Source organism: Leclercia sp. UBA5958 (assembly GCF_002430365.1).
In the GTDB taxonomy this organism is placed as follows: domain Bacteria; phylum Pseudomonadota; class Gammaproteobacteria; order Enterobacterales; family Enterobacteriaceae; genus Enterobacter; species Enterobacter pneumoniae.
In genome coordinates this window covers 457,261-470,580 of record NZ_DJCE01000001.1, presented here as the reverse complement: position 1 = coordinate 470,580, position 13,320 = coordinate 457,261, and the positions used below count along the sequence as shown (strand labels likewise).

At 55.4% G+C, this 13,320-nt stretch carries 12 protein-coding genes; 6 read left to right on the top strand and 6 right to left on the bottom strand.

Going from position 1 to position 13,320, the window contains the following annotated elements:
• The first annotated feature begins 10 nt into the window (after nt 1–10).
• The 4 genes from glgX (at nt 11) to B2Q93_RS02350 (ending at nt 4,592) form a co-directional block, all read left to right on the top strand.
• Entirely contained in the window at nt 11–2,086 is a 2,076-nt protein-coding gene (gene glgX, locus B2Q93_RS02365) for a glycogen debranching protein GlgX (RefSeq protein ID WP_286931709.1), read from the top strand.
• Between the two features lie 119 nt (nt 2,087–2,205).
• Nucleotides 2,206–2,874 (top strand): hypothetical protein, encoded by a 669-nt coding sequence (locus tag B2Q93_RS02360; RefSeq protein WP_212476095.1) that lies wholly within the window; start codon nt 2,206–2,208, stop codon nt 2,872–2,874.
• Nucleotides 2,871–3,824 (top strand): hypothetical protein, encoded by a 954-nt coding sequence (locus B2Q93_RS02355; protein WP_286931708.1) that lies wholly within the window; start codon nt 2,871–2,873, stop codon nt 3,822–3,824. The genes B2Q93_RS02360 and B2Q93_RS02355 overlap by 4 nt, the downstream gene beginning before the upstream one ends.
• A 3-nt stretch (nt 3,825–3,827) precedes the next feature.
• Nucleotides 3,828–4,592, top strand: coding sequence for an AraC family transcriptional regulator (locus B2Q93_RS02350; RefSeq protein ID WP_286931707.1), 765 nt, complete (start codon nt 3,828–3,830; stop codon nt 4,590–4,592).
• Here B2Q93_RS02350 and leuA read toward each other — a convergent pair.
• The 4 genes from leuA to B2Q93_RS02330 all read right to left on the bottom strand — a co-directional run bounded on the left by leuA (nt 4,589) and on the right by B2Q93_RS02330 (nt 8,394).
• On the bottom strand, nt 4,589–6,247 hold the full coding sequence (gene leuA, locus B2Q93_RS02345) for a 2-isopropylmalate synthase (protein WP_286931706.1): 1,659 nt from the start codon (nt 6,245–6,247) through the stop codon (nt 4,589–4,591). The genes B2Q93_RS02350 and leuA overlap by 4 nt on opposite strands.
• A gap of 98 nt (nt 6,248–6,345) precedes the next feature.
• A complete protein-coding gene (locus tag B2Q93_RS02340) occupies nt 6,346–7,653 on the bottom strand; it encodes a glycoside hydrolase family 10 protein (protein ID WP_046885455.1) in 1,308 nt (435 codons plus the stop codon).
• A 6-nt stretch (nt 7,654–7,659) separates the two neighbouring features.
• Nucleotides 7,660–7,947, bottom strand: coding sequence for a VF530 family DNA-binding protein (locus tag B2Q93_RS02335; protein ID WP_046885456.1), 288 nt, complete (start codon nt 7,945–7,947; stop codon nt 7,660–7,662).
• 45 nt (nt 7,948–7,992) lie between these two features.
• The gene (locus B2Q93_RS02330) at nt 7,993–8,394 is read right to left on the bottom strand and encodes a winged helix-turn-helix transcriptional regulator (RefSeq protein WP_286931705.1); all 402 of its coding nucleotides are present in this window, start codon (nt 8,392–8,394) and stop codon (nt 7,993–7,995) included.
• Between the two features lie 110 nt (nt 8,395–8,504).
• Here B2Q93_RS02330 and B2Q93_RS02325 point away from each other — a divergent pair, with 110 nt between their 5' ends.
• On the top strand, nt 8,505–9,563 hold the full coding sequence (locus B2Q93_RS02325; protein ID WP_286931704.1) for an NAD(P)-dependent alcohol dehydrogenase: 1,059 nt from the start codon (nt 8,505–8,507) through the stop codon (nt 9,561–9,563).
• 56 nt (nt 9,564–9,619) lie between these two features.
• On the opposite strand, the gene B2Q93_RS02320 is transcribed toward B2Q93_RS02325, so the two are convergent.
• Nucleotides 9,620–10,390 (bottom strand): hypothetical protein, encoded by a 771-nt coding sequence (locus B2Q93_RS02320; protein WP_212476102.1) that lies wholly within the window; start codon nt 10,388–10,390, stop codon nt 9,620–9,622.
• 243 nt (nt 10,391–10,633) lie between these two features.
• On the opposite strand from B2Q93_RS02320, the gene B2Q93_RS02315 reads away from it, so the two are divergent.
• Complete coding sequence (locus tag B2Q93_RS02315; RefSeq protein ID WP_040075691.1) at nt 10,634–11,821, top strand: PLP-dependent aminotransferase family protein; 1,188 nt, start codon at nt 10,634–10,636, stop codon at nt 11,819–11,821.
• Nucleotides 11,822–11,887: 66 nt separating this feature from the next.
• Here the strand turns inward: B2Q93_RS02315 and B2Q93_RS02310 are convergent, their stop codons facing one another.
• Entirely contained in the window at nt 11,888–12,724 is an 837-nt protein-coding gene (locus B2Q93_RS02310; RefSeq protein ID WP_046885460.1) for an alpha/beta fold hydrolase, read from the bottom strand.
• Between the last annotated feature and the right edge of the window lie 596 nt (nt 12,725–13,320).

Sequence of the window (13,320 nt, the reverse complement as noted above, 5' to 3'; positions counted from 1 at the left end):
GGAGATAAGCATGCCAAACGGTAATCATTTCGACATTCAGGCAGGGTCCAGCCATCAGTTAGGGGCCAATTACGACGGAAAAGGGGTCAATTTTGCGATTTTTTCTGCACATGCCGAGCGCATTGAGCTCTGCCTGTACGATCCCAGTGGTAAAACGGAGATTGCCCGGCTGGAGCTACCCGAGTTCACCCACGAGGTGTGGCACGGCTATGTCCCGAACCTTGAGCCCGGGGCGCTGTATGGCTATCGCGTTTACGGCCCTTACGACCCTGAAAATGGGCACCGTTTTAATCCCAATAAACTCTTAATCGATCCCTATGCGCGGGAACTGGTGGGCGAGCTTCAGTGGGACCCGTCACACTTCGCCTATGAGATGGGGCATGACGATCTGGATCTGAGCTTCGATACCCGCGATAGCGCGCCGTTCACACCAAAATGTCGGGTGATCGACCCCAACGCCTTCGACTGGCAGGATAACAACCGTCCGGCGGTGCCCTGGCCCCATACGGTGCTGTACGAAACCCACGTGAAAGGCTTTACCCAGCTTAACCCGGCCATTCCTGAGGCGCTGCGCGGCACGTTTGAAGGGATGGGGCATCAGGCCTCGGTCGACTACATCAAAAGCCTGGGCATTACCTCCGTCGAGCTGATGCCGGTGCACTGGTTCCCCCACGATCAACATCTGCTTGATAAAGGGCTAAAGAACTTCTGGGGCTATAACACCCTGGGTTTCTTCGCCCTGACGCCACACTATTATGGCCCACGGGGAATGCAGGGTTTTCGTGAGATGGTTCGCGCCTATCATGACGCGGGCATCGAGGTGATTCTGGATGTGGTTTATAACCATACCGCAGAGGGCAATGAACTGGGTCCAACGCTGTCGTTCAAGGGCATTGATAACTTCGCCTATTACCGCACGCTGCCGGATCAGCACCGCTATTACATTAATGACACCGGGACCGGTAATACCGTCAACACCTCGCACCCCCGGGTACTGCAGATGGTGATGGACTCCCTGCGCTACTGGGCGGATGCCATGCACATCGACGGTTTCCGTTTTGACCTGGGCACCATTCTGGGCCGCGAGCCGCAGGGCTTCGATCCGCGTGGCGGCTTCTTTGACGCCATTATGCAGGATCCGCAGCTCTCTAAACTGAAGCTGATTGGTGAGCCCTGGGATATAGGCCCCGGTGGATATCAGGTTGGCGGCTTCCCGCCGGGCTGGGGGGAATGGAACGACAAATACCGCGATACGGTGCGTGAGTACTGGCGCGGGGATAATGTCTCTTCCGATTTTGCCGCACGGCTGCTGGGCTCCGGCGATCTGTACGATCAGCATGGTCGCCGCCCGTGGGCCAGCATCAACTTTGTTACGGCGCACGACGGGTTTACCCTCAACGACCTGGTGTCGTACAACGACAAACACAACGAGGATAACGGCGAAGACAATAACGACGGCCACAACGATAACCGCTCCTGCAATTACGGTGCCGAAGGGCCGAGCGAAGACGAAGCCATTAATGCCGTGCGCGAACAGCAAAAACGTAACTTCCTCACCTCGTTGTTTGTGTCGCATGGCACCCCGATGCTGCTGGCCGGGGATGAGTTTGGCCGCAGTCAGATGGGTAACAATAATGGTTACTGCCAGGACAGCGAGATCTCCTGGGTTCACTGGGAAAACCTGCCGCCGAGCGCCGATGCGTTGCGGGTATTTACCCGCAAGCTTATTCAGCTGCGCGCGGAGCAACCCTTATTACGCAGAGAAAACTGGCGCGACGGGCTGGAGATCCACTGGTTTAACCCTGACGGCGGGCCACAGCAAGATGAGCACTGGGATGCCAGCGCCACGCTCGGTGTCGTCATCAGCCGTCCGGATCTGCAGCGCGAAGAGGGCGTGTGGCACGATGTATTGATGCTGTTTAATCCGTTAACAGAAGAGGTGACATTCCAGCTCCCGCGCCTCGACGACAACGACTGGATGCTGCAACTCTCGACTGCCGGTGAAAACCCGTCATCACCGACGCAGGATGACCAGACGGTCTGGCAACTGGCCGCTCGCAGTATCACCCTCTTTAGCAAATCCTGAAGCCTCTTCAGAGCCAGTTAACGCTGGCTCTGCTTTTCATCTCATTGATTCCTTGACGTTATGCTTGCTTTGAGTAGCATTCTCACCATCAATCACACAGCAAAGCAGAAACTACAAAAATGAAAAGCATCGATTTTGCCCGTAACGATCAGGATCTTTATCCGCTATTGCAGCAAGCAAGTGACCAGGAGAAGGCGTTTCTGGCCGAGGTGATAGCGAGTAAGCGATCCGCCGATATCAGTAAAGAAGAACGTGACCCGTTGAAACTGACCATTGAGCTGCAAAGCATGGGAGGCGATACGGTAATGAACCTGTTCCGCCGACGCGGGGTGAACTACCGTGAAATCGTCTGCGATGTTGCGGAGAAAGTCGGTGCCAAAGTCGATATGAAAAGCGACCTGATTAAAATCGAAGAGAAAATCGCCGAGAAAGTGATTGCCGATTATAAAGCCAAACTTTCAGATAGCGAACGTGAAGCCTTTGAACAGGTATTGCGGGAAAGCCTGGACGACCAGAAAATGTTAACCGACGCCAAAAACGCCGCCGCCCGAAGCCTGCTGGGTATGACCCCGGCGCTCATGGCTGTCGGCACCTTTATTTTGCGTCGCGGTGTGGTTGCTGCGATACCGGTCGCCGGACAGTTTATTGGCGTGCTCACCGGCGTGGCGGGGGTGCTGTTTGCCTTCACCGGCACCGCCTACAGCGTGACCATCCCGGCGGTACTGATTATTGGCAGTATTCGTTCACGTCTGGCTGCAGAAAACTATGCCAGTGAGATCGACCTATGATTTTTTCAGTGATTCTTGAACGTGCTCTACCGCTGACGGCAGACATTATTGCCCGTATTGATTCAGGGGAGCTAAAAATTCATGGCGGCACTATTCGCGATGTTGCAGGTAAGATCGTTAAACATCTTATCTTCCCGCAAGAAGGGCAGCCGGGTCAAAAAAGCCCGCTAGAGCAGCTTGAAAAACAGCTGGGCCAGAATCATGCAGAGGTAATGGAACAGCTCGCCAGTCAAACGGCTTCGCTTTCAGCGATAAATATCATGTCTGCGCAGCAGACGACTGAGACTCTGGGTCAACAGCTGGAAGAGATCAGCGAAAAAATTGACGCGCTGGATCACAAGGCCGAGCAACTGCTGGATGAAGCCCGTTTTAGTAAGTTAATCAAAATCAGTGAGATTAAAAGCAGCGCACTGGCAGCTATTGAAGAGGCACTCTATGCCAACCAGAAGCAGAGCGATCATCAGTTCATTCGCCTGCATATTACCCCGCTGCGCCGGACGCTGAACGATCTCGATACCCTGCTTAGAAGCATGCTCGACGGGCTCGATAACAAAGCGTTTATCGAGAATGTTCACTTTGTGATGCTGGTGGCGGATCTCAAGAACAAAGCTACCTTTGTGCTCTGTCAGACCCATATTCGTCTTGAAGAGGACGATATCGCCCAGGGATATTTTGCGCGTAACGCGGACTCGAATGCGCTGCTTCGCCATCGTCTGCAAGAGCTGAAAAAAACCGGAGCCCTCAGCCCCCATGTGATCAGTCGCGAAGCGCTGGATATGCTGAAAACAGATGTCGTTAATTTTCGCCAGCTTGAAACACAGTCGGAGATGCTATCCAGTCAGAACACCCTGGCACTGGCGTTAAAAGTACCTCAATGCCAACTGCTGAATAATCCTTTTGACGCTATTCGTATGCTGGATCCGGTTCCGGTGGGGCAAAAGGTCGGCTAACCCATGACCACCCGCTTAACCTTTTCGTTTACCCACCGGCCGCTGGTGCCTTTTGCCCATGACTACGCCCACGGAGAGAGTGAGCCCTGGCATGAGCATGAGTGCGCCCAGCTGCTGCATATCCTGAGCGGGGTGGTGCGGGTAGACACACCGCTCGGCAGTTGGGTGGTGCCGCCTGGGCGGGGGGTCTGGCTACCGGCCGGCACGCGGCATTCGCTGCGGATCACCGGACAGGTGGCGGCGAGAACGCTGTTTATCGATCCGCTGGCGCGGGCTGATTTCCCCGCCAGCTGTCAGATTGTGCAGGTTACGGCGTTGCTGCGGGAGCTGATTGTGGCCTCGCTCGATCTGGCGGAAGCGTACGCACCCGGCAGCCGGGACGAGCGCATTTATGAACTTATTCTCGATGAAATACGCGGCATGTCGGTGCTGCCTTTTGGTCTGGCCGAACCGACCAGTGAGGTGTTGCGCCAGCTCTGCGCGCGTATGCGTGAGTCGCCTGCAGAAGACTGGAGCAGCAGCCGGGCAGCAAAACAGGTGAACATGAGTGAACGTACCTTGAACCGCCATTTCCAGCAGCAAACCCAGCTCACCTGGGGAGAGTGGGTGCGGCGGGCGAAACTGATGGAGGCGTTAATTCGGCTGGCGCAGGGGCAGGCGGTACTGACCGTCGCGCTGGAGCTGGGGTATGGCAGCCACAGCGCCTTTACGACCATGTTCCGCCGGGTGATGGGAATATCACCCAGCGACTATTTTCAGGATGGTTAATCGTCCAGCTGCGCTGCATTGAAGAACGCCTGCAGCGACGCGCGGGAGATGTCGCTATCAATTCCCACGCCCCAGCGGCTGCTGCCATCGGCAAACAGACAGCGGATATAGGCTACTGAGCGGCTGTCACTGCGTTCCCCCAGGGTGTGCTCGTGGTAATCCTTAATCACCACCGGCTGCCTGATGAGCACCGAGACAGCCTGGGCTGCGGCAGAGAGCAGGCCGTTGCCATATCCTTCAATTTTGCGCTGCTCGCCGGCCACCTGCAGCGTAGCATTCAGCTTTAACTGACCATTCTGCTGGCTTTCGCTTTTATACTCCTTCAGCGCCAGCGGGGGCTGCGGCACCAGCCGGTAACGGGTACGGAACAGTTGCCAGAGGGCGTTGAGCGTCATCTCCCGGCCATGGGCGTCGGTTTCGCGCTGTACGTGCTGGCTAAAATCCTGCTGCAATGCGCGCGGGAGCTTCAGACCGTGATTCTGCTCAATCAGCCAGGCGCTGCCGCTTTTCCCGGACTGACTGTTCACACGGATCACCGCTTCATAGCTGCAGCCAATATCCTGGGGATCGACCGGCAGGTAGGGCATTGCCCAGGGCTCACCGGGCTTACGCGCGTCGAACCCTTTTTTGATCGCATCCTGATGCGAACCGGAAAACGCCGTATAAGCCAGGCTACCGGCCCACGGATGGCGAGGATGCACCGGCAGCTGGTTGCACCGCTCTACGACCTCGACCACCTGTTTCATATCATCAAAGCGCAACCCCGGGGTGATCCCCTGGCTATAGAGATTCATCGCCAGGGTCACCAGGCAAACATTGCCGGTGCGTTCGCCGTTGCCAAACAGGCAGCCTTCCACGCGATCGGCTCCCGCCATGACCGCCAGCTCGGCGCAGGCGACGCCGGTTCCCCGGTCGTTATGCGGATGTACGCTAATACAGACATCCTGGCGCCGGGAAAAATGGCGGCAGAAAAATTCAATCTGATCGGCGTAGACATTCGGGGTGCTTACTTCAACCGTCGCCGGCAGATTGATGATCATCGGGCGGTCGGCCGAAGGTTGCCAGATATCCGCCACCGCTTCACAAATCTCCAGCGCAAACTCCGGCTCGGTGAAGCAGAAGGTCTCAGGCGAGTATTCATATTGCCAGTGCGTTTCCGGGTGCTGTTCACACAATTGGCGGATCTGGCGGGTTGAGCGAGTAGCAAGGGCGATGATGTCCGCTTTCTCCAGGCCGAAGACCAGCTCACGAAACAGCGGGGCAGTGGCGTTATAAAGATGCACCGTGGCCCGTTTCACCCCGCGCAGAGAGTCGAAGGTGCGCAGAATCAAATCTTCCCGCGCCTGGGTTAACACCTGAATGGTGACATCGTCCGGGATCAGATCCTCTTCAATCAGCTCACGGACGAAGTTGAAGTCTGTTTGCGACGCTGAAGGGAAAGCCACCTCAATCTCTTTGAAGCCGCAGGCCAGCAGTAATTGCCAGAACTGGCGTTTGCGCTCGCTGTCCATGGGCTCAGCGAGTGCCTGGTTACCGTCGCGCAGATCCGTAGAGAGCCAGCGCGGGGCATGGGTGATCTGCTGTGATGGCCAGCGGCGATCGGGCAGGTTAAGAGGCGGGAAGGGGCGATATTTCTGTTGCGGGTGACTCAGCATGATCATCTCCTGTGGTTTTCATTCCATTGTGTGCAGGAGAAAAGGGCGCTGCTTTAGCGCCCTGGACAGAGGATTGTGAGAACTGGACAACCGAAGGGCTAACTGCCCCAGCGGCTGCGTAAATAGCTAACGGCCTGCTGGGCCTGCGGTTGATTGAGGTTGTTTTCGCGAAAGAGGATCGTGCCGCTGATGCCCGGCATCGTGTCGTTCAGATCAAGCTGTTTACGCAGCTCCGGTACGCCGCCGTTGACCGTCCAGTCGGGCTCGTTACGCGACGGTTCGCCCACTTTATAGAGCGCCACACCGATATAGAGCCGGGTTTTGGTCGGTTTGACTACCTCGGCCCACCATTTTGCCAGCACGTCGTAACGCGCGGCATCGCGGGAAAATGGCCAGTAGATCTGCGGGGCGATGTAATCCAGCAGCCCTTGCTGCACCCAGCGACGCGTGTCGGCAAAAGATTCGTCATACGCGGCGGCTCCGCGCGTATCTGACCCGGCGGGATCGTGCGAACGGTTACGCCACACCCCGGCAGGGCTGACGCCGAACATCACGTTAGGGTTGATCTGCTTAATGGTACGCGACACCTGCGCAATCAGTTGCTGGGTGTTATCGCGGCGCCAGTCGGCTTTCGAGGCGAAGGCCTGGCCATATTGCTGCCAGGTTTGTGTATCGTTGAGGGTGGAGCTTTTGGTTTCAGTATAGAAGTAGTCATCGAATTGCACGCCGTCTACCGGATAGCGTTCCACCACTTCGGCCACGATGCTGGTGATCCAGTCCCGCGCTGCGGGTATACCGGGGTCGAGCACCAGGCGGTCGCCGGAGGTGCGAACCCAGTCAGGATGCAGCACATACACGCTGGCCGGATTTTGCGGCAAGGTCCGGCTCAACGCCGTAATGGTGCCCGGTTTCGTATTGGTGGTAACCCGATACGGGTTGAACCACGCATGCACTTTGATTCCGCGCTTGTGCGCTTCATCGATCATAAACTTCAGGGGGTCGTAGCCCGGATCCTGGCCAATGGTGCCCGTCAGCATATCTGACCAGGGCAGAATTTGGGATGGCCACAGGGCGGTGCCGTCCGGTTTGACCTGGAAGAAGACGGTGTTGATGCCGAGGCTTTTGAGGTTGTCCAGCTTGGTAATTAATGCCTGCTGCTGCAGTCGAATGCGCAGCGCGGGGCTGCTGACATTTACCGAGTTTACCGGCGGCCAGTCGAGACGAGAGACCGTGGCCAGCCAGACGCCACGCATCGGCTGATTATCCTGCTGACGTTGGTCTGGCACCGGCTGTTTGGCTACTGGCGGCAGCGGGGTGACCAACGATTTTGGCGGCTCAGAGGCACAGCTGGCTAACAGAAGGGCGCAGGCGAGCAGCATGCCCGACCGTGTAACGTCTCGCATCATGGCGTGTCAGCTCTTTGTATGGCGATTATTGGACCAGGGGCTGGCGGTGGGCGCCGGCGCGGATTCCGGTGCGGGTTCGTCGAGGCTATCGAGATACAGGGCTTCAACCTCTGCACGTGCCCACGGTGTGCGGCGTAAAAATTTCAGGCTGGATTTCACGCTCGGGTCGCTGTTGAAACAATTAATCTTGATAAGCTGACCCAGCTTTTCCCAACCGTAGTGCGCCACCAGAGCGTTAATTTGCATCTCGAGGGTAACGCCGTGCAGAGGATCTTTCGAAATTTGTGCTGACATGCTGTGTCCGTTTGTTGTCATTTATCGCTAAGAAAGGTTACATCATTATCCGTCGGTTTTCTGCGTGTTTATCGCAGCCTGATAGCATGCCTGCATCTGATCCAGCGCCGCCTGGTTATCCAGCCCCCACTGATACATCTGCTCTATAGGTTCGGCAAAGGTTCGGCCCAGCGGGGTAAGGCGATAATCCACTTTGGGCGGGATAACGTCATAGACGTGTCGGCTAATGAGTCCGCGCTGCTCCAGCTCTTTAAGCGTCTGAAAAAGCATCTTTTTTGAGATCCCCTGCAGACTGCGCTGCAGCTCGCCCGTACGGGCGCGATCGTCCGGCCAGTGGTAGAGGGCGTGCAGCACCATGGTGCTCCATTTGACCGAGAAGAGATCCATTAACCGGCGTGGCGGTGAATCGGCGTAAAAAAACAGTTTTCCGTCTACCCAGGCGGGCATGGCGTGCTCCTCATTTATGGTCACCAAATGGTGACTACTATCAATTGTGAACCCATTTACGTAAAGTCTGCCGCCTTCGATTGAGAAAAGCCAGTGCATTGCGAGGCGGCATGAAAGTTAAAGCGTTAGTTGCCCATGAGGCGACACAACCCCTGGTCTCCGGGAACATTACCCTGCGTCCCCTGCAAAAGCAGGACGTCAATATTGAAATTCTTTACTGCGGCGTCTGCCACTCCGACCTGCATATGGCGCGTAACGAGTGGGGCGTGAGCCGTTATCCGCTGGTTCCGGGTCATGAAATTGTTGGCCGCGTGGTGGCGACCGGCAGCAATGTGGATCGCTTGCGTCCGGGAGACATTGTCGGCGTAGGCGTAATGGTTGACTCCTGCCGCGAGTGCCATTTCTGTCAACAGCAGGAGGAGCAATACTGCGAGGCTGGCTTTACCGCAACCTATAACGGTATCGACAAGGTGACCGGTGAGAGCACCTGGGGCGGCTATGCCCAGAATGTGATTGTCGATCAGCATTTCGTGGTCAAAGTGCCGCAGAATCTGCTTCTGGCAGGGGTCGCGCCGCTGCTTTGCGCCGGCGTGACCGTCTGGTCTCCGCTGCGCCACTTCAACGTGAAGGCGAGCGATCGCGTAGGGGTGGTTGGTCTAGGCGGGCTGGGGCATATGGCGGTGAAACTGGCCAGCGCGCTGGGCGCGGAGGTCACGCTCTTCACCACCTCCCCGGAAAAGGAGGCGGATGCGAAAAGGCTGGGTGCGAAGCGGGTGGTGGTATCCCGCGATGCGGCGCAAATGGCCGAGATGCATAGCTCGCTCGATATCATTATTGATTGCGTAGCGGCCCCACACGATCTGAATCCCTTGCTCGCAACGCTGAAAACCAACGGACGACTGGTGCTGGTGGGCATTCCGGACAGTCCGCATCTCTCGCCGGATATCACGCCAATGGTTTTCCGACGCCTGAGCATCAGCGGCTCATCGATTGGCAGTATTAAAGAGACCCAGGAGATGCTCGATTTTTGCGGCACTCACAACATTACCGCCGATATCGAGTTGATTACCGGTAACGAAGTCGAACAGGCGTTTAGTCGCATGCTGAAAGGCGATGTACGCTACCGGTTTGTGATAGATATGCAGGGGACGCGCTGGTCAGCGAGTTAAGGACTCTACACAAAGCCAGCAGGCTCATGGTTTGCTGGCTTTTGTCACCTAAACCGTTAACGATTTTGCAGGGTAGCCATCTTCGCCAGCAGTCTGGCTTTGGCATTATCAATCGTATCGGCATTGGTTTTGGCTGATAGCGTAGCGCGCGCTTTTTTACCGAGGAAGTAACTGATGCGCTCGGCGTTCGCCCCGGACGGGTGAGGCAGGCCGTCAAGCAGTTGCTCCGGTTTGAGCAGCCCGCGTGCTTGCAAATGCAGAAACACTTCCGTCACTTTAGGGCCAAGAGGAACGTACAGACACTCAGGCCCCAGCAGCGCAATCTCCTCAGCCAGATGGGTATCAATTTGCTGACGCATACTGGCGCGCTGCAACATGCCAGGCGAACCGCTGTAATTTTTCCCTTTGATAAACACCGGGTAGCGCAGCGCTGACGTGTAATGAACCAGGTGGCTGTGCGTTCCGAATAGCTGGGCGCAGCGCTCAATTTTCAGAATATCGGGCAGACCAATATGATCCAGCATAGCGATAAGATTACTGCGCATTGGACCGGCGAAGCTGCCCGTCTCTTTTGCCGCTTTTCTCGCCTGCTCGACGGTGGCTCCCATCCGCAAGTGACGCTGTGCTTCTTCCAGCGCCCGGCTGGCCTGTTGTAAACCTGGCGTAATGCCGCATAAGACGATTTTTGCCTGGGTATTAATGTAGTCAAAGGGGGCATAAAAGGTGGTGATATCGCCTTCGGTCGTCAGCAACAGCTCCCCTGGCAGCGTTTTGGTGAAGTCATGCGTTAACGTGGTTAACAGACCGCTGAACTGCTCTAGTTTCATGATAGTGTTTCTTAATATACTGAGTGTGAGCGGAGCTTAGCGTGCGTACTTAGGAGATTAAAGAACAATTTACGCCATCAGATTGGCTATTTTTACGCGTCCGAAAACGCCATTCCATGCCTGAAAAGCAGACCAGGGAGGGATAATATGGCGGGACATATCGATTTGGGCCATTAAACGGTTATCAAATTGTTGCGCATGTGATAATAAGTCTGAGATACATTAATAAATGGGTAAGGGAAGATGTCGCAGAACAAAATAGCAAAAAAGGTCCAGAATCTTCAGTCATCGGCAATCCGTGAGTTATTGAAGCACAGCAAAATGGAAGGGGTCATCTCTCTCGGCGGCGGCATTCCTAATCCGGAACTGTTCGATCGCGAAGGATTAGAGATGGCCATGGAGAAGGTGCTCTCCAGCGCCTGGAAAGAGGCCTTCCAGTATGGTTTGAGCGAAGGGAGCCCGGAATTGCGCGGCGCCATTTGCCAGCTGCTGGGGGAGCGCGCCATTCACTGCGATATCGATGATGTGGTGGTGACCTCTGGCTCTCAGCAGTCACTGGATCTGTTGGCGCGTGCTCTGATCGATCCGGGTGATATCGTGGTGGTTGAACGCCCGACATACTTGGCGGCACTGCAGGTTATGCAGCTGGCCGAAGCAAACCTGATGTCTGTTGGAACCGACGGCGACGGGATGATTATCGACGAGCTGGAAGCGCTGGTGAAAACCACCCAAATCAAAGCCGTCTATATCGTTCCCACCTTTGGCAACCCGGGCGGGGTGACGCTGGCTGAGCATCGGCGTAAACAGCTGGTTGCGCTGTCTAAACGCTATGATTTTGTGATTATTGAAGACGATCCCTACTGCGAGATTAACTTTACCGATAACACTTTCAAGCCTCTGAAAGCCTGGGCTGAAGAGATGGATAACAGCGATAACGTCATCTATACCTCTACCTTCTCAAAAATCCTCGCGCCTGGCGCACGGGTGGGTTGGCTGGTGGTGCCGGCCTGGATTAAACGGCAGGTGGTGAACCTGAAACAGGCGACGGATCTGCATACCAGTACCTTGTCCCAATCCCTCACTTATCATTATCTGGAAAGTGGTCGTCTGCCAGGGCAAATTGCGCTGATCCGCAAAGCCTATAAGCATAAATGCGAGACGCTGTGCCAACTGGTTGAACGCGAGCTGGGCGATCATCTGACCTTCCATAAACCCATGGGCGGGATGTTTTTATGGGCGAAATTCAAATACGAGATGAATACCACGGAATGGCTGAAAACGACCCTCAACAACGGCGTGGTGTACGTGCCGGGCGAGTTCTTCTACTGTAATGAACCGGACCACAGTACCTTACGCATGTCTTATGTCAGCGTGACCGATGAAAACCTGCAGGAAGCGGTGCGTCGCCTGAAAGCCTCGCTGCCGGGTTAAGTTACCCATGAAATATGCCGCATACGCCTTAGCGCATGCGGCATTGCTCATTAAAGGGCAGGGCGATCAGCCCCGTATAAAGGCGAGAAGATCCTGATTGATGCTCTCCGCATGAGTGGTGTGCATACCGTGCGGATAGCCAGGATAAACTTTCAACGTGCTGTCAGAGACAAGTTTCTCCTGAAGCAGGCTGGCGTTTTTATAGGGGACCACCTGATCGTCATCACCCTGAAGAATGAGAGTAGGTACCGTTATCGCCTTCAGATCTTCGGTCTGATCGGTTTCTGAAAACGCTTTAATGCCTTCATAGTGCGCTTTTGCGCTGCCCATCATTCCCTGACGCCACCAGTTCTGAATGGTGCCCTGCGAGATGTCGGCGCCGTCGCGGTTGAATCCGTAGAACGGACCCGATGCGACATCCAGGTAAAACTGCGCCCGGTTGGCTGCCAGCCCTTGCCGGAAACCATCGAAGACCTCCAGCGGTGTCCCGCCCGGATTATCTGGCGTTTGCACCATAAGAGGCGGAACCGCACTGATCAGCACGGCCTTTGCGACACGCCCCTGCGGCTGCCCATATTGTGCGACATAGCGCGCCACCTGGCCGCCACCGGTGGAGTGGCCGACATGCACCACATTGTGCAGATCCAGATGTTCAACCACCGCCGAGACATCCGCTGCATAGTGATCCATATCATGCCCGTCGCTGACCTGGCTGGAACGCCCATGACCACGACGGTCGGACGCGATCACGCGAAAGCCTTCGGATAAAAAGAAGAGCATTTGATTATCCCAGTCATCGGCGCTGAGTGGCCAACCGTGATGGAAAAAGATGGGCTGTGCATCATTAGGACCCCAGTCTTTGAAGAAGATACTGACATTATCTTTTGTCGTCACAAATGACATGATTGACCTCTCGCGAAATGAATAAAAGTCGGGATGAATGTTGCGCTGGTGAACAGGCAATCGGATGGCGATAACATGCCGTGTTGAAGTGTAGTGTAGCGAAGCAGCGCCTGCATTCCGGGATGAGAAAGGGAAGGGGAATAATGTGGCAAATACGGTGCACTGTATATAAAAACAGTACTGCGTAAAAATTCGCTGATGGCTAAGTTTTCTTATTGGGGACGAACGAGCAAATGCGTGAAGAGGACGGGAATGAGGCCAGTTAATTGGGGTACAGAGGTCAGGGAATCTAAAGCTGAGTACGTAATTATCGTATTTAACATAATATACATTATGCGCACCAAAGGATTATAAGCTCAATTCTACGGTATTTGTGTGGCTGATTGCTGTGGCCGGCTTCGGCACACACATCTCATCTTTGACTCAGCTGCGTTGGTCTGTTGCACGGGACTCTATGATTGTTGCTACAACCGCCTCTTAGCGACGTTTTCCTTCTCATCACCGGCATTATCTTTTTGACGTATCCAGCCGACGTTCAAACCGTTTCCGCAACGCTCTACTCAGTCACTCAGTCTCAGCGCCACACAGACATAAAA